This window comes from Carnobacterium pleistocenium FTR1 (assembly GCF_000744285.1).
In the GTDB taxonomy this organism is placed as follows: Bacteria; Bacillota; Bacilli; order Lactobacillales; family Carnobacteriaceae; genus Carnobacterium_B; species Carnobacterium_B pleistocenium.
Map to the genome: position 1 here is coordinate 1,207,938 of NZ_JQLQ01000002.1, position 21,477 is coordinate 1,229,414.

The window sequence follows — 21,477 nt, forward strand, 5'->3', positions numbered from 1 at the left end:
AAAACTTCTGGCGGAATAGGATTGCTTGTAGCTATGTATTGAATTCTATGAGAATTACAAAACGTTAGTGCTTTAGAGCGATTACGAGTTGTGGAGTGTGACTAAAAGCGTTCAGATACGATATCTTCTAACGCATACCTTATCTCTAAAGTGGCTAAAGCCACAAGAGCTAAGGTAACTGGAACGAATAAGCGCAGGATGGTCATCGGCCATCAAACGAAAGCACTGTAGGCTATGACTAAGTGTATCCATGCCAGTACGTAGCTGAAGCATCCACACTATTTGACCTAGAGCCGTTCTTTCTTTGTTTATTTAAATAGAGAGTAAAAAAAAAGCTTCAACAGATTATTGATCTGTTGAAGCTTTTCAAGTAAATTACATTTGATCTGGAGATTCAACACCTAATAATCTTAAATCTTCTTTCAAAATAGTTGCAACGGCTTGGACCAATGCTAAACGAGCTGGTCTTTGAGCATCATCGACAAGGACTTTGCTATTTGCATAGTATCTATTGAACGCTTGAGCTAAATGAATCGCGTGTTTGGCAATCACAGATGGCTCGAATTTTTCATAGGCACGTTTGACATCATCTGGGTAACTTTGCAACAACTTAATAATATCCCAGCTATAAGCATCATCTAAAGAGTAGGCGATAGTCGTATCGATGCCAGCTATACCTGATTTTCTTAAGATACTCATTGCACGAGCTCTTGTGTATTGAACGTAAGGACCTGTTTCTCCTTCAAAACGAACAACTTCTTCAATGGTAAAGTCAAAGTTATTTAACCGATCATTTTTCAAATCGTGGAAGATAACGGCGCCAATACCAACTTGGTCAGCAATCAGTTCCTTGTTTGGTAAATCGGTATTCTTTTCTTCGATTTGTTCAAGTGCAGAAGCAACGGCGTCATCTAATACTTCTTCAAGTAGAACAATTTTTCCTTGACGAGTAGATAATTTTTTACCGCCTTGTGTGATCAACCCAAAAGGAATGTGTTGCATGTCATCTGCCCAATCGTAATTCATTTCTTTTAAAACAGCTTTTAACTGTTTGAAGTGATGGCTTTGTTCATTGCCGACCGCATATAAAGACAGTGCAAAATCGTATGTCCGTTTACGGTAGATCGCTGCTGCTAAGTCACGGGTAATGTACAGAGTAGCACCATCAGATTTTTTGATCAATGCAGGATTTAGATTGTATTTTTCTAAATCGACAATAGTAGCTCCATCATTTACAGTCAACACATTTTTTTCTTCAAGCAAATCAATTACTTCTTGCATTTTATCATTATAAAATGCTTCACCATTGAAAGAATCAAAAGTGATATTTAAACGCTCGTAGATATAATTAAATTCTTTTAAAGATTCTTCTCGGAACCATTTCCAAAGATCTTGAGCTTCTTGATCGCCGTCTTCTAATTTTTTAAACCACTCACGAGCATCATTATCTAATTCAGGTTTTTCTTCAGCTTCTTTGTGAAATCTAACATACAAGTTTAAAAGTTCGCCAATTGGATCTTTTTTAACAGCTTCTTCGCTGCCCCAAAGTTTATAGCCTACGATCAGTTTACCGAATTGGGTTCCCCAGTCGCCAAGGTGATTGATTTTAATTGGATTAAAACCGACTTTTTTTAAAATATTTGCTAAAGAATTTCCGATGACTGTTGAACGCAAATGGCCCATTGAAATTGGTTTTGCAATATTTGGTGAGGACATATCGATAGGTACGTTTCTATTTTCACCAATTTCAGCATCGCCATAATGGCCACTTTTTTCTAAAACTTCAGCTAAAACAGCTGCACTAACTTCTTTTTTATTTAAAAAGAAGTTGAGATAAGGTCCCACAACCTCTATTTTCTCTACAAGAGAAGAAGTAACTGATGCTCCTAATTCAGTAGCAATTTGTTGAGGAGCTTTACGGTAAGCTTTTGCTAAAGCGAAAGCAGGAAAAGCAATATCTCCATGTTCAGCTGATTTTGGATTTTCCAATAAGCTGACGATTTTTTCGATTGGTAAAGCTTCACCAATCTGTTCTTTTAGTGCTTGAGCAACTATTAATTTGTAATCCATTTTTTTTCCTCCTACATGAACGACTTTTACGTTCAAAAATTAGTATTTTAGACATAAAAAAAACGCCTATTTTTTGATTCTATGCTGATCAAAAAAGAGACGAGGTTTTCCCCGCGGTACCACTCTTGTTGCTTTGTCAATTGACAAAACCACTTGTTTTTAGATAACGGCAAACAAAACCGGATAAGCTGAGTAATCTATGCAGTTGAACTGTATAGCAAACTAGCTTTGTCCTCTCAGAAGTACGTTTCCTGAAAAATTTCATTGTCGGCTTACACCATCCCAACTCGCTTAAAATGATTTCTATCAGTACTCTCTTCATCATAGAGTAGCTATAAATGTGACTTTAATCCATTATAGCAAATTGCCTAAAAGAATGCCATTGTTTTAAAAAAATAGAATTTTTATTCACTATTTTGCAAAAATATCACAAAATATAAGCGTATACATCATTTGTTTGGTATAATAAAAAAGAAGAATCTTTTAATTAAAAGGGGGCCTTGCAGTATGAAAAAATCAAACCGACAATTAGCAATCAAACAAATCATTACAAATCATGATATTGCTACACAAGAAGAGTTATTGCATTATCTCAAACAAGAAGGGGTTGAGGCTACACAAGCAACCATTTCAAGAGATATTAAAGAGATGCATTTAGTAAAAACGACTTCATCTAGCGGGAATGTCAAGTATACGATATTCCAAAATAATCGAATGTCTAATGAAGAAAAGCTACAATCTACATTAGGGAATGTTGTGATCCGACTGACGCAAGTACAGTTTACAAATGTATTGATGACGATACCGGGTAATGCTCATGTTGTGGCTGCGTTGTTAGATGCCATTGATTTTCCAGAAATGGTTGGTACTGTAGGTGGTAATGATACTTGTTTAATTATTTCAAAAGATGAAGAAGAGGCAAAAAAAATGTACGATTACTTAAAAAAATGGATTGAAGCATAAACCTTAAAGAGTTAAGAAGGAGGGAATATTGTTAATATGTCTGAATTTAATTTAGCTTCATTACAAAATGGGTCGGATATTCGTGGAATTGCTATCAAAACAGCGGAGCATGAACTAACGTTAACAGATGAACGGGTAGAAAAAATTGCTTATGGGTTTGCCATCTGGTTAAAAGAAGTAAAACAGCTAGATATACAAAATGAAAGTAAGCCACTGAAAGTTTCTGTAGGACATGATAGCCGATTATCAGCTGAGCGTATAAAAAAGGTCTTTACAAAAGGGTTGACTCATGCAGGAATAGATGTGATAGATGTGGGTCTTTCGACTACTCCAGCTATGTTTATGTCCACTATATATGATTCTTATGCAAGTGATGGAGCAGTTATGATAACCGCGAGTCACTTGCCATTTGAGTACAATGGATTAAAGTTTTTTACAAAAGACGGTGGAGCAGAACATGAAGATATTGATTTTATTCTACAGCACGCAGATCGAGAAAAAATCACGTGGGAAAATAAACAAGGAAATGTTACCGTTCGTTCATTATTGAATGAATATGCAAAAGATTTAGTCGATAAGATTCGGATCGGAATCAATGACAAAGATCAATATGAAAAACCCTTAACAGGTCGCCATATTGTTGTTGATGCAGGTAATGGTGCAGGAGGCTTTTTTGCTGAAAAGGTATTGATTCCATTAGGTGCGGATACTAGAGGAAGTCAATATTTAGACCCAGATGGAAATTTCCCAAATCATATTCCAAATCCCGATAATAAAGAAGCAATGAAGAGCATTCAAGAAGCCGTTTTAAGAAATAAAGCCGATATTGGCGTTATTTTTGATACCGATGTAGACCGCTCTGCGTTAGTAGACAATAATGGAGATACGCTGAATCGAAATAATTTGATTGGTGTTATTTCGTCTATCTTGATCAAAGATAATCCAGGAACAACGATCGTTACGAGTTCAGCAACTTCTGAACATTTGAAAACATTTATCTCCTCTCTAGGAGGTAAGCAAGATCGATACATTACTGGGTACCGAAATGTGATCAATCGTGCGATCCAACTAAATAAAGAAGGTACTCCAACTAGTTTAGCCATCGAAACAAGTGGCCATGCAGCGTTAGAAGAAAATTATTTCTTAGATGATGGAGCTTACCTAGTAGCAAAAATCCTTATTGCTGACGCTGATCTGCGAAAAGAAGGGAAAAGTTTTTCTGATTTGATCACTTCTTTAAATCAACCAGTAGAAACGGACGAGGTTCGTTTTAAAATCTTGCCTGAGGACGTTCAAGCAACGGGCGAGAAAGTGATGGAATCATTCAAGAAATATATTGAAAAAGAAGCTGATCTATCCATTGAGCCGACTAATCTAGAAGGTGTACGTGTAAATACCACTGGACAGTATGGTATAGGATGGATGTTGCTGCGAATGAGTTTGCATGAGCCTTTGCTTGTTCTGAATCTTGAGAGTGACCAAGAAGGTTCTATAAAAATATTAAGAGAAAAACTTAAAGATTTTTTCTACAATCAAACCGAGTTAGATTCGTCTCGCTTGTAAAAACTAAAGCAAATAGTTTAGACTAAAAAGTGTCAAAATGAATTAAAGGAAGTGTTTGAAAATGGGTAAACCGTTAGTCGAAAGTATTGAATTGTATAATGGAGTTAAGATACCTAAATTAGGTCTTGGATTATTTCTGATGAAAGATGAAGCTGAATTAGTAAATGCGGTTAAATATGCAGTTGAAGTAGGGTACCGTCATTTTGATACAGCTAAAATTTATGGAAATGAAGCATATTTAGCTCGTGGTCTAAAAGAAGCAGGAATTAAAAGAGAAGATGTCTTTATTACATCAAAAGTTTGGAATTACGACGAAGGATATGAACCAACAAAAGCAGCCTTTCAAGAAAGTTTAAATCTGTTAGAAACTGATTATCTAGATTTATATTTAATTCATTGGGCTACTCCAAAATATGTTGAAACATGGAAAGCCATTGTAGAATTATATGAAGAAGGAAAAATTAAAGCAATCGGTGTTTCAAATTTCCAGATCCATCATCTTGAGGAGCTTAAAAATCAAGGATTGATGCAGCCAATGATCAATCAAATTGAAACTCATCCTGAATTTCCGCAAAATGAATTGCATGAATATATGAAAGAAAATGGTATTATTCATGAAGCGTGGGGTCCTTTAGGTCAAGGTAAATCTGAGTTGTTGAACCATCCAATATTAATTGAAATTGGAAAAAAATACTTTAAAACTCCTGCACAAGTCATTATTCGTTGGCATCTAGAAAGAGGAGAAGTGGTTATTCCTAAATCAACTCATGAAAACCGTATTTTAGAAAATAGCAGTGTTTTCAACTTTTCTTTAACAGATGAGGAAATTCAACAAATTGATTCATTAGAAACCGGAACAAGATACGGTGGCGATCCGGATGATCAAGAAAGATTGCAAAAAACGTTAATTAGACCCGTATAAAAATAAAAAGAGAGAAAAAGCAAATTCATGCTTTTTCTCTCTTTTTTTATTTTACCCTTTTTTCATCAGTAGTAGTTGGATTCCAATGCCAGTAAAAACCATCTTTAGCCAATAAATCATCACTTTCCGTTGGTCCCATAGAACCACTTGGATAACTAGGAGGACTCGTTTTATCTTGATCCCATTCCTTGCGGATAGCATCAACGAATTTCCAAGAAGAAGCTACTTCATCCCAATGGGTAAAGTTTGTTGCATCTCCATTCAAACAGTCAAAGATTAGTTTTTCATAGGCCTCTGGACTATTTGCGAGCGTTTCAGCTGAATGCTGGTGTTTAAGATCAAATGTTTCTGTTTCTAAACCGATTCCTGTTTTCTTTGTATTGATTTGAAGAGAAATACCTTCAGTTGGCTGAATAAAAATAGTCAGTACATTTGAAGGAAGTTTTTCTTCAACATCCTCACTGAATAAATTCAACGGAACATTCTTAAAGACAACATTGATTTGTGTCCCTTTCTCGGCCATCCGTTTACCAGTACGAATATAAAAAGGAACACCTTTCCAACGGAATGTGTCAATTAAAACTTTTCCTGCTACAAACGTTTCTGTTTGTGAGTCTTCTGCAACATTCAGTTCATTTTGATACTTGTTCAATGAAACATCATTGTTAGAGCCAACATCATATTGAGCACGAACAAAATTTTCTTTCACTTCTTCAGGGTTGAAAATCCGAACAGCGCGTAAAGCTTTTATTTTTTCATTGCGAATGTCTATATCTGTTAGTTTTGCAGGAGGCTCCATTGCTAAAAGAGACACAACTTGTAAAATATGATTTTGCACCATATCCCTTAAAGCACCACTTTTATCATAGTAACCGCCACGTTCTTCTACTCCAAGGGCTTCACTTAACGTAATTTGAATATTATCAATGTAGCGGTTATTCCACATCGATTCAATCATATTATTGGCAAAACGTACAGTAGAAATATTTTGTACCATTTCTTTTCCAAGGTAATGATCAATTCGGAAAATTTGGTCTTCATCAAATACTTCTCGAATTTGCTCATTTAAGATAGTAGCACTTTCAAAGTCATGACCAAAAGGTTTCTCGATGATTAAACGGTTAAACCCAGTTTTTGATACCAATCCTTGTTGCTTCAATTGTTGAGTGATCGTGCCAAAAAAATCAGGAGACATGGCTAAATAATGCAAACGATTCCCATTTATATTATAGCGGGCATCCAATTTTTCAGCAAGATTCTTTAAACTAATATAGTGTTCTGAATCATTCACATTGTGTGATTGATAGTAAAAATGACTAGCAAATTCGATAGCATGCTCTTCTGAAACGGCCAAATCTTTGATTGTTTCAATTACTATTTCACGATAATGATTGTCGGTCCATTCTCTTCTAGCGGTTCCAATTACAGCAAATTGTTCTTTTAAAAGTCCTTTTTTATATAAGCGATAAAGAGATGGATACAATTTCCTCTTCGCTAAATCTCCAGTTCCACCAAAGATTGTAAATAAAACATTTTGTTCAGTTATCATCTATTTTGATACCCCTCTTCTAGAACACAGATGTTCATCTTTTCTAAAACTATTGTACTGGTTTCTGCTTTTAGAATCAATCATTCATTAATTCTTTCTATTAGAAAGTAAGAGACTTAAATTCTTTTTTCTAATTTGCTTGAATTACAGTATACAATGGAACCTTAAATATACCTATCATCTAGCTTGGATTCTTTCAATAACAACCTTGACCGTTGCAATTAATAGGCTGATGTATCTTATTAAAAATAGTTATTGACAAATGTTTTTAAATTCTTATAATAAAATATGTTCATCAAATGAAAAAAATAAATCAGCCTTTAAAATAGGGGAGTAGCTAACATATTTTTATGTGTTTAAATCAACTAATAAGTGTTAATCAAACACTGGTTTAAACTTAAAAAGCAAGACCTATGTGTAATGTGTAAAATTATGCATAGGTCTTGCTTTTTTTTTGCGTTTCATAGGGTGTAAATAGGTGAAATGGGAGGAATATCTAATTGGAAAACAAGTTAACACAAAAACAAAAAAAAAGTATTTCGGTTGCTGGATTGTTAGTAACACTAGGTGTTGTTTACGGAGATATCGGGACTTCTCCACTCTATGTAATGAAGGCTTTAATAGAGGGAAACGGAGGATTAGCTTCCGTTACAAATGAATTTATTTATGGAGCTCTTTCTTTGGTAATTTGGACGCTGACGTTGTTGACGACCATTAAGTACGTACTGATTGCTTTAAGAGCAGACAATCACGGAGAAGGAGGCATTTTTTCGCTTTATGCCTTGATTAGGAAAAAAGCGGGTTGGCTTATTATTCCTGCAATGATCGGAGGAGCAGCTCTTTTAGCAGATGGGATCTTAACTCCCGCGGTCACAGTTACAACTGCAGTTGAAGGTTTGAGAACCATTCCTGCCTATGTTTCTTTTTTTGGAACCGGTCAAGATACGGTTATCTTTATCACACTTATCATTATTACTTTTTTATTTTTGATTCAAAGATTTGGAACAGAAGTTATCGGGAAATTTTTTGGTCCGCTAATGTTTCTTTGGTTTTTAATGATTGGATCAATAGGTCTAGTGAATGTATGGGGCAATTTTGATATTTTTCATTCATTATCGCCAATATATGGCATTCAATTTTTGTTTAGTGAAACTAATAAAGCTGGCTTCTTAATATTGGGGAGTGTTTTCTTGGCAACTACCGGAGCGGAAGCTTTGTATTCCGATTTAGGTCATGTTGGCCGTAAAAATATTTATTTAACGTGGCCATACGTTAAAATTTGTTTATTGCTAAGCTATCTAGGACAAGGGGCATGGCTTTTAAAAGTGAAAGATAATGAGGAACTACAAGTTATATCTGGCTTTAATCCATTTTTTGAAATGATGCCAGATCAATTCCGAATGATAGGAGTAGTAGCCGCTACTTTAGCCGCTATAATTGCTTCGCAAGCTTTAATATCAGGTTCATATACACTAGTATCTGAAGCTATCAAATTAAAGCTATTGCCACGATTGAAAACTATTTATCCTTCAACTTCTAAAGGTCAATTGTATATTCCAGTTGTAAATACTATTTTATGGATATCCTGTCTAGGAGTTGTACTGTATTTTAAAAATTCTGAGCATATGGAATCAGCATATGGACTAGCCATTACCATTACGATGTTAATGACGACCATTCTTTTATTCAACTACTTGATTATAAAAAAAGTTCCAAAAGTGATAGCAGGGATGATGATCATATTCTTTGGTTTATTAGAGATCACATTCTTTATTTCTAGTATTTCAAAATTTTTCCATGGGGGATTTGTAACGATTATTATTGCAGCAACTATTATGATTGTGATGGTTGTATGGTATAAAGCAAGTAACATAGAACGAGATTTTGTCAGAGAAGTGAGCATTGAAGACTATAAAGATCATTTGAAAAATATCAAGGCTGAAACATCTATTCCACAATATGCTACTAACTTAGTCTATCTAACTAGCAAAGAAACCTCTGGTATGGTTGATAATGAAATTATTTACTCAATCTTTGATAAACAACCAAAGCGGGCGGAAGTTTATTGGTTTGTTAATATTCTGGTAACAGATGAACCAAGAACAATGGAGTATACTGTAGATACTTTTGGTACGGACTATATTGTTAAGATACAATTGCGTCTTGGTTTTAGAGTTCCTCAACAAGTGAGTACCTATTTAAGGCAAATCGTCATAGATTTGATGAAAGAAGGAGCCATAAAAAAACAACCTCAAAAATGGTCCACAAATAAATTTAATCAAAACATTGGTGATTTTTGCTTTGTTTTAGTTCGTGAAGAACTATCAGTAGATTCTGAACTTTCCAAAATGAGTCGTTTTATTATGTCTGTAAAATTAGCAATTAAAAAAGTATCTGTTTCACCAATAAAATGGTTTGGTCTTGAATATACAGATGTGAAAATTGAACATGTTCCTTTACTGCTTGGAAGTCGTAAGAAAACAAACTTGAAGCGAGTAGCTACAAAAAAAGTATGAAATCAAACAAAGGGGGGAAATATATTTAAGTAACGAATCCCTCTATTTTGTGGTATAATACAAAAGATGCAAAAGAGTATCAAGAGAAATGAGGCGATAAAATGGAACATACCTTTGAAAAGTTTGGGTTACAACCTTTTTTAATTGACGCAATAAATGAAATTGGTTTTACACAACCAACTGAAGTACAACAAAAACTTATACCGGCTATCCAAAACGGAAAGAGTGTTATTGGTCAATCACAAACGGGTTCAGGAAAGACTCATACATTTTTACTTCCATTAATAAATAAAATTGATCCATCACGTAATGAAGTGCAAGTGGTGATTACTACACCAAGTAGAGAATTAGCAGAACAAATTTATCAAGCAGCGTTACAACTCGTTGAAAAAGCTCCTACTAAGATCATTGTACAAAATTTTGTAGGTGGAACAGATAAAAAAAGACAAATGGCTAAATTAGTAGGAACACAACCGCATATTGTTATTGGAACGCCAGGTAGAATTTTAGATTTGGTCTCTGAAAAATCTTTATTGATTTATACAGCTCCAGTATTGGTTATTGATGAAGCTGATATGACTTTGGATATGGGATTTTTAACAGATGTTGATCAAATTGCAAGTAAATTACCTGAAAAATTACAAATGTTAGTTTTTTCAGCTACTATACCTATCAAATTACAACCATTTTTGAAAAAGTATATGTCTAATCCATTATTTGAACACATTCAACCTAAAGAAATTATTTCTTCAACGATTGAAAATTGGCTTATTTCTACAAAAGGGAAAGATCGAATTGATGTCATTTATGAACTATTAACAATTGGCCAACCTTATTTAGTGATGATTTTTGCGAACACGAAAACTAAGGTTGATGAATTAGCTGATGGTCTTAAATCTAGAGGAATAAAAGTTGCTAAGATTCACGGAGATATCCCACCACGTGAAAGAAAACGTGTGATGAAACAAGTCCAAAATCTTGAATATCAATTTGTTGTTGCAACTGATCTAGCTGCACGCGGTATCGATATTGAAGGTGTATCACATGTAATTAATGCTGAAATCCCAAGAGACCTTAGTTTCTTTATTCACCGTGTCGGTAGAACAGGAAGAAACAATCTTAAAGGAACAGCTATCACTCTTTACGCTCCAAGCGATGAAAGTCTAATTGTCGATATTGAAAAATTAGGCATTACTTTTGAACCAAAATCGATTCAAAAGGGTGAAATAGTCGATACGTATGACCGTAAACGCCGTACGACTCGTGAAAATAGTGCTACTGATAAAATTGATCCTAAATTAAAAAGTATGATTAATAAAACTAAGAAAAAAGTTAAACCAGGTTATAAGAAAAAAATGTCACGTGCTATTAAAGAAAGTGGTTTGAAACAACGTCGAGTTGAACGTCGTAGTCAAGCTAATGTGATAAAAAAAGCAAACAAGAAAAAATAATTAATTAAAAAATTAGTATGAAAAAAGAGTTGGAAAATTTCCCAACTCTTTTTTATTTTGTTTTTTTTAAGATTGCTTCTTAGGTTTAGGAATAGTTCGAATAGCTAGATAATAGATGAACAGTGTCAGTGCTATTTTGATTTCCATTTGAAAAGAAGGAATCAGACCAAAGCTATTTAAGAAAGCAATAAATAAAGTTGGCAAAGTAGAGGCGAATAAAACAATTTTGAAGCTTTCGCGGAATTTCAACTGTTTCCCAAATATTATTGAAATAATGTTCGCAAATAAAGTAGACAAGACAGTATATATAAAGGTGAGAAGAAGAGCAATCAACAAAAGTAAGATAAAAGTGAGAGTCTGCAAAACCCCACCAAATGATTCAACACTTAGGATAAGATCGATAAAAGAATCACTTGTTAAGCCATTTAATTGAGCATATGGAAATTGGATAGGATAATTGGGAAGACTAAAATAAAGGCCGTCTTCTAAAAAAGCAATGCCTATTAAGTTCCCAATCAAGTCTCGCTCTACATCCTCAATGGTTCTTTCCCCATTAGGATCAAATGTGAAAATAATAGAGTCAGTTTGATAGATATAGCTATCTACAGGTTCATTTGTAACAATCTGATCATTTTCTATTTGAAAGGCCGGGATGCTTTCTGCGATTATTTGTCCATCTCGACTAAAATCATCTATTGTCTGGCTGCTTTGGATCCAAAGTGGGATGGCAGCAATAAAAGCAATAAATAAAAAATAAAGGAATACTTTACCTTTTTTCAAATTGATTGCTCGAACGAGGTTTTCTGGGTGGAGTAATGAGTCTTTAAATAGATGGATTATGTTGATAATGATCTCTCCTGACTTGATAAAAAATTCTTGAAATAAATAGTTAAATAGAAATGAGTTTATTTTATTGTAGCGGTTAAATTTAATAAACTCAATAGGTTAAGTTAGATATTAAAAAAAATAGGTTATTTTTTATAAATAAAGATAGCCGAATACTTTGTATTTTTTATTAAATGGTGTTACATTTATTATCTAGAACTTAAAAAAGTTAAATGGAGGAATTAATTATGACATACGAATTACCAAAATTACCATATGCTTATGATGCATTAGAACCACATATCGATCAAGCAACTATGGAATTACATCATGACAAACATCATGCAACATACGTTGAAAAAACAAATGCTGCTCTTGAAAAATATCCAGAGTTAGCTAAAAAATCAATTGAAGAATTGGTAACGGATCTAAATACAGTTCCTGAAGAAATTCGTGCAGCTATCCGTAACAATGGTGGCGGACACGCTAACCACAGCTTTTTCTGGGAAATTCTTTCACCAAATGGCGAAGCAGAACCAACTGGCGCTTTAAAAGAAGATATCAATGCTACTTTTGGTAGCTTAGATAAATTTAAAGAAGCAATTGAAACAGCAGGAGCTGGCCAATTTGGTTCAGGTTGGGCTTGGTTAGTTCTTAATAATGGTAAATTAGAAGTAACTTCAACAGCTAACCAAGATTCTCCATTAACTGACGGAAAAACACCGATTTTTGGAGTAGATGTCTGGGAACATGCTTACTACTTAAACTACCAAAACAAACGTCCAGCTTATTTAAAAGCAATATGGAATATTGTTAACTGGGCAGAAGTAGCAAAACGTTACGAATCAGCTAAATAATCTTACTAGTAATAAAAAAAGCAATCCTATTTTTAGGGTTGCTTTTTTTGTCCTTTAAATTAAAAAAATAGTACATCGCTATATTTTGTAAACGATTTCTTTTATGGTAAAATTAGCTTGTAGAGTATAAGTATGTTAATCAAGTTAGGAGTGGTTAAGTTGGATAAACGATTTGAAGGTGTCTATCAATCTATAGAAACACTTGTAGAAAAAGTTGCACAGTTGTTAAAAGACGGTCAAATGGTCGATCAGATAACAATTGTTACAAATAAAGATAAAGAAACCATTCTGCGTGAATTTAAAATCATTGTTTCACTTTATAAAAATGATTCAATTCTGTTAGAAAAAATAATTTGGGTAATTCGCCATACGGCTTCTGATGATATTTTCTCTTTAGAAAAATACGGATTGACCAAAATAGAGGAAAGAGACCAGTATAATCAGGCTATGGCTGAACTAAACTATGTTTTACTGCTAGGTGAGACTACCGACCATGCTTATTGGTACCCAAAAAAACGATTAGGCCAACCAATTACAGATGTTGAAGGAAATAGAGAGTTTAATCAGCAATCTGATTTTATTGATTCTGGTTCAGCGAATAGTGATATCAGCATTCCGAGGTTTAATGGCACATCCACTAATCAGCCTTGGATAGATCCAGATTCAGATAGAAATGCAACTAGGCGTTAATATGACATACCAAAAAAATAGATTCCCACCCAGAGTAATTAGTGACACAAGTGGGAGTTTATTTTTGCTGTGCTTATTTTTGAATCAGATTGTTTATCTTAGCGCAGCTAAAAAGAAACTTAAATGGGGACAACATCTAATGTAACTCCGTTTCACATAAAAAATAAACCTAACACTATTCTTCTTTAAGAGAATAGTATCAGGTTTATAAGACGTGTGTTAGTTAGTAATTTTATGAAGAAATTTTATTTTGAAATATCCATACTATGTTTATGACCAAATAAATCTGCGTTATACAATGAGAATACCTAACCTATTTGCAATAATTAATGCTTGAGTGGCGTTTAATTTGCATCCTTTTATTAAGTCGATGGATACTGCTAGATCTTCAAAATCAGAATCACTTAAATCTAAACCATTAAGGTTCGTTTGCATAATGGACATTCGATCCAATTGACAGGTTACAAAGTCTAGTTTTTTCCAATTCACTTCAAATAATTCACTTTCAATAAGGGAACAATCTTGAAAACGAACTTGTTTTATTGAAGCATAATTGAAAGAACTATAGTTTCCAATGCAATGATCAAAGTGTGCGTCAACAATTGAAGCCTCAGCAAAGTTGGTTCCTAAAAATTTTGTATCTTTAAAAGAGATGCGATGGAAAGTCCCTCCAATCCACTCGTTATTACTAATGTTGCATCCTTCAAAAGTAACATCTAAACATTCAAAACGAGTAAATTGGCACTGGTCAAATGTAACATTAACAAAAGAAACATGTTGAAAACAAATACTTTCTAATCGCATATTGGAGAGGGTACAGTCCTTGAATTGACAATTCGTATAATAAGATTCATGATCAATTTCATCAAAATTACCTGTTGTTAATCGACTAGGTATTCTGGGCTGAGCAATTTTTATTGACGCATTCATAGCCGTCCACCTTTACTATTTTTTTTAAAGAAAAGAGTTGTTAAGAATAGCAATAATGCTGAAAGACCTGTTAAAATCATTCCTTTGATAAATAAGGGTGCGGTATAGTCAAATTCGATGATATGTTTTCCTTCATCGATTGGAACAACTAATAGACTTTCTAAGGCTTGCTTTGTTTGTACCGGCACACCATCAATTTTGACTGTCCATCCTTCGCTATAAGGAATAGTAGTCATTAAGAGATCTTGTCCTTTTTGAATATCTACGGTGCCTTTAAATGAGGTGCTGTCGTATTCTTCAATGATCATACCACCAGTTTTTAACGATTGAATCGCTTGGTCAAATGCAGTTGAATCTAGACGATAGAGTTGGAAATCTTTTAAACGAATAGATGATTCTTTTAAGCCAATTTTAAAAGTGATCGTATCTCCTTTATTTTGACTGGCAAGATTTAAAATCAGCTGATCACGATAGGTTTGATACTGTGTAAAAGGTTCACCATTTAAAAATAACTCAACATCTTCATCTTTGATATTTGGGCTAAGGGTTAAATAGAATGAATCATTTGTTTCCGGTGTAAATTGAAAACTGATTGAAGCATCGTTATTCAAAACTTGTTTTCGATAAGTTATTCCATTGATCTCATCAGATAGGGTCACATTTTGATAAACAGTACTGTCAAAATCAGACGAGATAAAAAATTCATCTGCGAGTTGATTATCGGTTAAAGCTTGTAAGATGTTTTCTTGCAATTGAATAGGCTGATCTTCTAGTAAAGAAACAGCTAAGATAGCGCTCGAACTGCCAAAAGCAAAGGCTAAGGCTTGTTGGTTTTCATAAATAAATGCTCTGTCAGTTTCACCAATTTTTTCATAAGACCGCAAGTCAGGTTTAGTCTGCATAATACTCAATTCAAATGATGCTTTTTTTTCGTCTGAAACAGATGGGGTCAATAGTGAATCCATCAACGAAGAAGACTGATTAGTACGATCAAATGCTTGGTTAAATTGGCCATTATTAATCACTTGAGAATCGTCATTTTCCATAATATATAAAGGGTCTTTTTCGCTCATATAGTATCGAATATTGAATAAGGCATCTGTTAATAACGTTCCATTAGAATAAGCTAGAAAACCATCACCTACCGGAAAGCCAAGACTGCCGAAAAGAGCTGGTATAGTGCGTTCAAATGTTGAACTAAAATGAGTGACACTTGCGTAATCAGCTTGGAAGCTATCATTTTTTGTGCGTAAAAAAGTTTTTTCAACGCGGTAAAAGCTATCATCCATGTCTTGAAGAGCATCAACATGGTCGTCTAGTTCTGTTTGGTAAACGGTAAAGCTGTCTTGGTCGACGTAGCTTAAACGTGATAAATCAATTTGAGCATTTAAACCCATTTCTATCATAGTCAGAATAAAAAATGCAGCAGGTAACCAAGGATATCTTTGTGGTTTGATGATGAGTAAAAAGATAACCAAAAAGGTGAATAAGACTGTCAAAATAATTTGTTCTGTATAAATAAAATCAAAGTCACCGTTGTAAACATAGAAACTAACAAGAGCGGTCAAGACCATACTGACAAAAGTACTGATAGGTCTCATACCTTCGTAATGCATGAAACTGCGAAAACCGTTTACTAACATAAAGAAACATATTACAAAGGAAAAGCGATATGGATACCAAATTGGGTACTGCATAGCGTGCCAGATTTTGTTGAAGGCTTCTAAATTAAGTGAAGTAATAAAAAGAATCATAACAGCTAAGGCTGCCAATCGTTCTCTCTTTGAAAAAGATTGGTTGAAAAAATAACATAAGAAAGAAACAAGTGCCAAACTGCCAATAAATAAGTTGGGGTAACCTGAAGGCATTTGATCAAAATTAAAAGCACCAATAAAGAATTTTGATAACATTTCTGGGAAGGGATAAGCTAATTCCCAATCAAATTCGAATTTCATATAACTAGCTTTACTTTCCATCAGTGAATAAAAAGTTGGCAGCAATAAAATGCCGGCTAATCCGGCTCCTAGTAAAGAATGCCAGATGAATAAACCAATTGAGGTAAGTGTTTCGTTTAATTTTATTCTCCATTGGGTCCCATCTGGATAAGAGACGCTGACTAAGCGAAAAATAAAGTAACAAATTAAAAATAAACAAATCATATAGGCAATGTAATAATTTGCAAATAGCATAATACCCAAGAAAACGGAGTAGAGAAATCCAGCTTTTTTGTCAATTAACCGTTCAAGACCTAAGATGATAAGCGGTAGAAAAATGAGTCCATCCAGCCACATAATATTTAATTGATTGACGATCGTATAGCCCATTAAAGCATAACTTATGGAAAAAGCAGCTAAGATAAAACCTGTTCCATCGAAAGCTTTTTTTAATAAGTAACCAAAACTGAGTCCTGCTAAACTAATTTTCAATATCGTTAAACAAGTTACAGCTAGAGTGATTTGAGTATGTGGAAATAATAAAAACAATAGATTAAAAGGGCTAGTCAGATAATAGGCCCATAATCCCACCATATCCCCGCCTATCGCTTTAGAAAAAGAATAAAAAAACGTACTGGGGTTTTCAAAAAAAGTTTGTCTATAATACGAAAAAAAATCAATGTATTGTTGGCCTAGGTCAACGGTTAAAAGTGAATCATTCCCGAAGGGATAGACACCTTGGAAAATATAAATAGTCAATAAAGTAAGGAATGGGACGAAAAAAGCTAACAATAAGGGCCATTGTTTTTGGGTAAAGGTCTGCATTCTTTTTTGCATAGGGGTTCAACTCCATTAACAAAATTGTAATTCTTACAATTATTAGAATAGCATAGAATGGGGTGAAATGATTAATTTTTTCTTTAATCAGTGGTTAATTTAAATTAAATTTGATACAATGAAACGAATGAATTTGAACAGGATGGTGCCGTATTTGAAAACAAATAAAAAAAAATATAATAGTAAGAAGAAAAAATCCCATATTCCTTTTCGATTGAATTTTCTATTCTTTACGGTCTTCCTACTATTTGCTATGCTGATCCTTAGATTAGGCTACCTACAAATTGTCCAAGGGGAAGAGTTCGAAATAGAAGTTCAACGGACAGAAACGACTTTAGCAACCGGAACGGTTCCTCGAGGCGAAATTTACGATAGTCAGCAACGAAAATTAGTTGGTAATGATGCACTTCAAGCAATCACGTACACAAGAGGGACAGGGGTTTCTAGTAAAGATATGGCAACTATTGCTTTAAATTTAGCAAAGTATATCGAGATGCCGAATATTACTGAATTTGAACAAGAGACTGATTTTGATCTATCTGAAAGAGACTTAAAAGATTTTTGGATTGCTCTGAATGAAGCTGCTGTTAATAAACGGATAAGTGACGAACAAAAAGAGTCATTAGATGGATCAGAAATTTACCAGGTTCAAGTCGACAGCGTGACTGAAGAAGATATCCAGTTCGAAGAAGAAGAACAAGAAGCAGCAGCTATCTATAAACGAATGAATGGTGCTTATGCGTTATCAACGATCAATATCAAAGGTGAAGATGTGACCAATGATGAAATCGCGAAAGTAAGTGAAAATCTTTTACAGCTCCCAGGAATCGATACTGGGACAGACTGGGTCAGAACTTATCCAGAAGGAGATATGTTGAAAAGTATTTTAGGTAACGTCACAAGTGAGTCTGAAGGACTGCCGGAAAACAAAGCAGCCACTTATTTAGCACAAGGCTATGCCCGAAATGACAGAGTAGGGAAAGATTATTTAGAATTGAAATATGAACAAGTTTTGAATGGTTCAAAATCAAAATCAGAAACCGAAACAAATCAAAATGGCGATATTGTCAATACGATCCAAAGTTATGCCGGTGAAAAAGGCGATAATCTGGTTTTGACGATCGATATGGATTTTCAAACAATCGTTCAAGATATTGCGAAGGAATCCTTAGCCAATAAAAGCGAAGGATTAAATGACAGGGTATATGTTGTCGCAGCTGACCCGAACAATGGTGAAATTCTAGCGATGACAGGTCAAAAGAGAAATTTTAAAACTGGAGAAATTGAAGATGATACATTAGGTATTATCAATAACACCTACCAAATGGGTTCCGTTGTTAAACCAGCAACGGTGTTGGCAGGGTATATGGATGGGGCTATCACGTTGGCAGATAACACGCTAGTCGATGAACCACTAACTCTTGCCGGTCAAAAAATCAGCTCTGTGTTCAACAGGTCAGGCAGTGTTTCAGTAAATGATATTACCGCATTAGAACGTTCTTCAAATGTCTATATGGCAAAACTTGCCATGCGAATGGGCGGAGAATACGATTACTATCAAAACATGGCACTAAATATTGATTACAAAAATGTAATTAAAAAATTAAGAAGCTACTATGCTCAATTTGGATTAGGTATAAAAACCGGGATCGATTTACCAGGTGAAGGTTCTGGTTTTATCGGAACAGCTGATAATCCTGGGTTAGCATTGACTTTTGCATTTGGTCAATATGATACCTACACACCTATTCAAATGTTACAATACGTGTCTACGATTGCAAATGGCGGAAAACGAATCGCACCTCGTTTAGTTGATGAGATTCGAGAAACTAATGCTGAAGGAAATTTAGGTGCTATCCAAACGCAAATGGAATCGGATGTGCTGAATATCATTGACGTTGGAGAAGAAGAAATAGGCCGTGTCCAACAAGGGATGTACGAAGTAACGAATGGAGCTAACGGTTCGGCTACAAGTTACTTTGGAGGGACTGAATACACAGTTGCTGGTAAAACAGGAACGGCTGAAGCTTTTTATGATGGGGAAAACGAAAGCAGTAAAGGAGAAAGTGTAACCAATCGAACTTTTATAGGGTATGCACCTTTTGAAAATCCGGAAATTGCGGTATTTGTGATTATTCCTTACTTGCCAAATACTAATAGTAACCATGAAAATACCATCATAGGTCGTAAGGTTCTTGACGCTTATTTCCAAGTGGGAGATTATGCGAATCTTTCAGATGAAATCGCTGAAGAAAATGAAGCTACAACAGAAGAATAAGAAACACTCGAGGAAAGATTTTGCCATCTATCAGGCAGAATCTTTTTTTGTGTAGGTTCTTAGTAAAAAGGTGTGGATGCTTCAAATTAAAATTTCTTCTAGAATAGACGAGTTTGCTGGGTAGCTTCAATATATGTACAAGCAGCCCAATCTTACAGATATTTTTAAATATGTAGTTTAATTAATTTGTTTATCCATACCAAAAATTATACAGTCTTTGTTTACAGAAATTAAAATTCATCTTGTATTATTAAGTTTATTTTACAAAGTACTTTTTCAAAGAGAGGTATGTTAAAATAGATTTTAGGATATAGAAAGAAGAGGTGAATTTGATGGACTTATGGGTAATAGTGATTGTCTTATTAGTCATTGCAATTGCATTAATAGGCTGGTCATTTTACAGAAAAGATAATGGCGAAAAAATTAAAGAAGAATTTGAAGAATTATCTTTACAGCTGATGCAAGATATTTATAGCTTGAAAAAACGTATTTCAACTATAGAAGAACAATTAAACATTGAAACAAAAGAAACGCCCACTTCAGCTAAAATTCATAATGTTTTGAAGAAACATGTGATTAGCTTGTATACTCAAGGTGTTGCGTTGGAAGATATCGTGATGCAAACGCGTTTGTCGGAAGCAACGATAAAAGTTGTCATCGATGAGTATGTAAAAAAATAATTGATCCCTGATAAAGGAGTACTAACAGAATGAATAAACCCGCATTGCGTTACTTAGCTTTAGGATTTTTGGTCTCTGCTATTGTTCTAGCAGGATATCGACTTTTCTTTTATGATGTTCAAATTACGGCTTCTGAAGAAAATTCAATCGAAGAAACTACACTAAACGAAGAGGAAGCATCTTATAAAGAAATGTATGAAAATTTGCTTGCTGAAACTGAGGTTGCCAATTTAGAGAATGAAGCAGCCACAAGTGAAACTGAAGTTGTTAATGAAGAAGCACAGAGTGAACCAGTAGAAGACGCTGAATCAGATTCTTCGGAACCTAGCGTTAAAGAAGTGACCGTCGTTATTAATGATGGCGATCCAAGTAGTATTGCCAGTCAACAATTAAAAGAGCAAGGGCTGATCGAAGATGCCTTGGATTTTGATGGATTTCTAGAAGATAATGATTATGCTTCGCTCATTCGTCCAGGTTCTTATGAAGTATCCAGCGATATGGATTACGAGCAATTAGCTAAGGTATTGATGGATAATAATTAGGCTAGCCAAGAAACAAAACTAGAGCGTAAAGTAAAAAAACTTTACAACCTCTAAAAAAATACTAGCATGTTTATGCAAAAAGTGATATGATATTTAAGTCAGAAGATAACGAAATATGTCTTCAAATAAATATTGTTTAATGCTTGGAGGGAAAATCATGCGTGTAAACATCACATTGCAATGTACAGAATGTAAAGAACGTAACTACATCTCAAAGAAAAATAAACGTAACAGCCCTGACCGTGTTGAGTTTAAAAAATACTGCCCGCGCGAACGTGTTGTAACTTTGCATCGTGAAACAAAATAACATTTTTGTTATTTTAATTCGCAAAAAATAAGTTATCTATAGAAAAGACTGGAAGAATTTCTTTCAGTCTTTTTATGTGTCTAAAAAAGCATAAGATTAGATTCACTGATTTGTATTTGTTATACTAATAACACTAAAAGAAAAGGTGGTTTTATGGATGGATAAATGTGAATTTTATTTAAGTAATGGAAAATCCCTGGTAGTAAATAGTACTGCTGAACAATTACTAAATAAAGCAACAGATAAAGATGGAGAGCTGCTAGAAAGCTTTATTTTAGTAGAAGATGAAACCGGAACTCCTTGTTATTTGAATCCATATCAAATTGTAACCGTTTCAGTATCTAAAAATGATGCAGGAAAAGCTACGAACGAAATTAAAGCTACTCAAGAGGGAGAACACGCAAAGGGAAATCTAGATGCTATAAAAAATTTAAGCAAAGATATTGAAAACATGGAATAAAAAATTTTTATTATTCGTTTAAAACAAGAAAATACTATAGAAATTTAGGTGGATGATCTGAATTTCCATAGTATTTTTTAATGTACAATCTTAAATGAGCAAC

At 34.2% G+C, this 21,477-nt stretch carries 17 protein-coding genes and 1 other annotated feature; of the genes, 12 read left to right on the forward strand and 5 right to left on the reverse strand.

The genetic code is table 11. The features are described from left to right. Window positions 1-375: 375 nt before the first annotated feature. Window positions 376-2,070: an arginine--tRNA ligase gene (gene argS, locus BP17_RS05875; RefSeq protein WP_035052520.1), complete on the reverse strand. Its 1,695-nt coding sequence runs from the start codon at window positions 2,068-2,070 to the stop codon at window positions 376-378. Between the two features lie 92 nt (window positions 2,071-2,162). Continuing rightward, window positions 2,163-2,404, reverse strand: a binding site (T-box leader). Window positions 2,405-2,577: 173 nt separating this feature from the next. On the opposite strand from argS, the gene argR reads away from it, so the two are divergent. From argR to BP17_RS05890, 3 genes are all read left to right on the forward strand, one after another. Then, the gene (argR, locus tag BP17_RS05880; RefSeq protein WP_035052522.1) at window positions 2,578-3,033 is read left to right on the forward strand and encodes an arginine repressor; all 456 of its coding nucleotides are present in this window, start codon (window positions 2,578-2,580) and stop codon (window positions 3,031-3,033) included. 36 nt (window positions 3,034-3,069) lie between these two features. Next, complete coding sequence (locus BP17_RS05885; protein ID WP_035052524.1) at window positions 3,070-4,596, forward strand: phosphohexomutase domain-containing protein; 1,527 nt, start codon at window positions 3,070-3,072, stop codon at window positions 4,594-4,596. Between the two features lie 61 nt (window positions 4,597-4,657). Beyond that, on the forward strand, window positions 4,658-5,518 hold the full coding sequence (locus tag BP17_RS05890; RefSeq protein ID WP_035052526.1) for an aldo/keto reductase: 861 nt from the start codon (window positions 4,658-4,660) through the stop codon (window positions 5,516-5,518). Window positions 5,519-5,564: 46 nt separating this feature from the next. On the opposite strand, the gene zwf is transcribed toward BP17_RS05890, so the two are convergent. Further along, a complete protein-coding gene (zwf, locus tag BP17_RS05895; protein ID WP_035052528.1) occupies window positions 5,565-7,067 on the reverse strand; it encodes a glucose-6-phosphate dehydrogenase in 1,503 nt (500 codons plus the stop codon). A 500-nt stretch (window positions 7,068-7,567) separates the two neighbouring features. Between zwf and BP17_RS05900 the strand changes: the two genes are divergently transcribed. Together BP17_RS05900 and BP17_RS05905 are read left to right on the forward strand one after the other, a co-directional pair. Then, window positions 7,568-9,583 (forward strand): KUP/HAK/KT family potassium transporter, encoded by a 2,016-nt coding sequence (locus BP17_RS05900; RefSeq protein ID WP_035052530.1) that lies wholly within the window; start codon window positions 7,568-7,570, stop codon window positions 9,581-9,583. 101 nt (window positions 9,584-9,684) lie between these two features. Continuing rightward, complete coding sequence (locus tag BP17_RS05905; protein WP_035052533.1) at window positions 9,685-11,034, forward strand: DEAD/DEAH box helicase; 1,350 nt, start codon at window positions 9,685-9,687, stop codon at window positions 11,032-11,034. A 66-nt stretch (window positions 11,035-11,100) separates the two neighbouring features. Here BP17_RS05905 and BP17_RS05910 read toward each other — a convergent pair whose 3' ends face one another. Then, window positions 11,101-11,976: a DUF1189 domain-containing protein gene (locus tag BP17_RS05910; RefSeq protein WP_084676306.1), complete on the reverse strand. Its 876-nt coding sequence runs from the start codon at window positions 11,974-11,976 to the stop codon at window positions 11,101-11,103. Between the two features lie 131 nt (window positions 11,977-12,107). Here BP17_RS05910 and BP17_RS05915 point away from each other — a divergent pair, with 131 nt between their 5' ends. Beyond that, window positions 12,108-12,716 (forward strand): superoxide dismutase, encoded by a 609-nt coding sequence (locus BP17_RS05915; protein ID WP_035052538.1) that lies wholly within the window; start codon window positions 12,108-12,110, stop codon window positions 12,714-12,716. A gap of 150 nt (window positions 12,717-12,866) precedes the next feature. Continuing rightward, the gene (locus BP17_RS05920; protein WP_232219639.1) at window positions 12,867-13,406 is read left to right on the forward strand and encodes a general stress protein; all 540 of its coding nucleotides are present in this window, start codon (window positions 12,867-12,869) and stop codon (window positions 13,404-13,406) included. Between the two features lie 291 nt (window positions 13,407-13,697). Here the strand turns inward: BP17_RS05920 and BP17_RS05925 are convergent, their stop codons facing one another. Continuing rightward, a complete protein-coding gene (locus tag BP17_RS05925) occupies window positions 13,698-14,336 on the reverse strand; it encodes a pentapeptide repeat-containing protein (protein ID WP_035052543.1) in 639 nt (212 codons plus the stop codon). Beyond that, window positions 14,333-17,107, reverse strand: a complete 2,775-nt coding sequence (locus BP17_RS05930) for a YfhO family protein (RefSeq protein WP_035052545.1) — start codon at window positions 17,105-17,107, stop codon at window positions 14,333-14,335. The genes BP17_RS05925 and BP17_RS05930 overlap by 4 nt, the downstream gene beginning before the upstream one ends. A gap of 154 nt (window positions 17,108-17,261) precedes the next feature. Here BP17_RS05930 and BP17_RS05935 point away from each other — a divergent pair, with 154 nt between their 5' ends. The 5 genes from BP17_RS05935 (at window position 17,262) to BP17_RS05955 (ending at window position 21,374) form a co-directional block, all read left to right on the forward strand. Then, on the forward strand, window positions 17,262-19,385 hold the full coding sequence (locus BP17_RS05935; protein WP_035052548.1) for a peptidoglycan D,D-transpeptidase FtsI family protein: 2,124 nt from the start codon (window positions 17,262-17,264) through the stop codon (window positions 19,383-19,385). A 332-nt stretch (window positions 19,386-19,717) separates the two neighbouring features. Continuing rightward, window positions 19,718-20,065 carry a hypothetical protein gene (locus BP17_RS05940; RefSeq protein ID WP_035052550.1) on the forward strand — a complete coding sequence of 116 codons (348 nt, stop codon included), beginning with the start codon at window positions 19,718-19,720 and terminating at the stop codon, window positions 20,063-20,065. A gap of 29 nt (window positions 20,066-20,094) precedes the next feature. Next, window positions 20,095-20,607 (forward strand): MltG/YceG/YrrL family protein, encoded by a 513-nt coding sequence (locus BP17_RS05945; RefSeq protein WP_035052553.1) that lies wholly within the window; start codon window positions 20,095-20,097, stop codon window positions 20,605-20,607. Window positions 20,608-20,764: 157 nt separating this feature from the next. Continuing rightward, entirely contained in the window at window positions 20,765-20,914 is a 150-nt protein-coding gene (gene rpmG / locus BP17_RS05950) for a 50S ribosomal protein L33 (protein ID WP_035052556.1), read from the forward strand. Between the two features lie 157 nt (window positions 20,915-21,071). Then, window positions 21,072-21,374: a hypothetical protein gene (locus tag BP17_RS05955; RefSeq protein WP_035052558.1), complete on the forward strand. Its 303-nt coding sequence runs from the start codon at window positions 21,072-21,074 to the stop codon at window positions 21,372-21,374. The last annotated feature ends 103 nt before the right edge of the window (window positions 21,375-21,477 follow it).

Excerpts from the sequence above, each read along its gene's own strand:
- argS (WP_035052520.1), bottom strand. The coding sequence starts at position 2,070 with ATGGATTACAAATTAATAGTTGCTCAAGCACTAAAAGAACAGATTGGT.
- argR (WP_035052522.1), top strand. The coding sequence starts at position 2,578 with ATGAAAAAATCAAACCGACAATTAGCAATCAAACAAATCATTACAAAT.
- BP17_RS05885 (WP_035052524.1), top strand. The coding sequence starts at position 3,070 with ATGTCTGAATTTAATTTAGCTTCATTACAAAATGGGTCGGATATTCGT.
- BP17_RS05890 (WP_035052526.1), top strand. The coding sequence starts at position 4,658 with ATGGGTAAACCGTTAGTCGAAAGTATTGAATTGTATAATGGAGTTAAG.
- zwf (WP_035052528.1), bottom strand. The coding sequence starts at position 7,067 with ATGATAACTGAACAAAATGTTTTATTTACAATCTTTGGTGGAACTGGA.
- BP17_RS05905 (WP_035052533.1), top strand. The coding sequence starts at position 9,685 with ATGGAACATACCTTTGAAAAGTTTGGGTTACAACCTTTTTTAATTGAC.
- BP17_RS05915 (WP_035052538.1), top strand. The coding sequence starts at position 12,108 with ATGACATACGAATTACCAAAATTACCATATGCTTATGATGCATTAGAA.
- BP17_RS05925 (WP_035052543.1), bottom strand. The coding sequence starts at position 14,336 with ATGAATGCGTCAATAAAAATTGCTCAGCCCAGAATACCTAGTCGATTA.
- BP17_RS05930 (WP_035052545.1), bottom strand. The coding sequence starts at position 17,107 with ATGCAAAAAAGAATGCAGACCTTTACCCAAAAACAATGGCCCTTATTG.
- BP17_RS05940 (WP_035052550.1), top strand. The coding sequence starts at position 19,718 with ATGGACTTATGGGTAATAGTGATTGTCTTATTAGTCATTGCAATTGCA.
- BP17_RS05945 (WP_035052553.1), top strand. The coding sequence starts at position 20,095 with ATGAATAAACCCGCATTGCGTTACTTAGCTTTAGGATTTTTGGTCTCT.
- rpmG (WP_035052556.1), top strand. The coding sequence starts at position 20,765 with ATGCGTGTAAACATCACATTGCAATGTACAGAATGTAAAGAACGTAAC.
- BP17_RS05955 (WP_035052558.1), top strand. The coding sequence starts at position 21,072 with ATGGATAAATGTGAATTTTATTTAAGTAATGGAAAATCCCTGGTAGTA.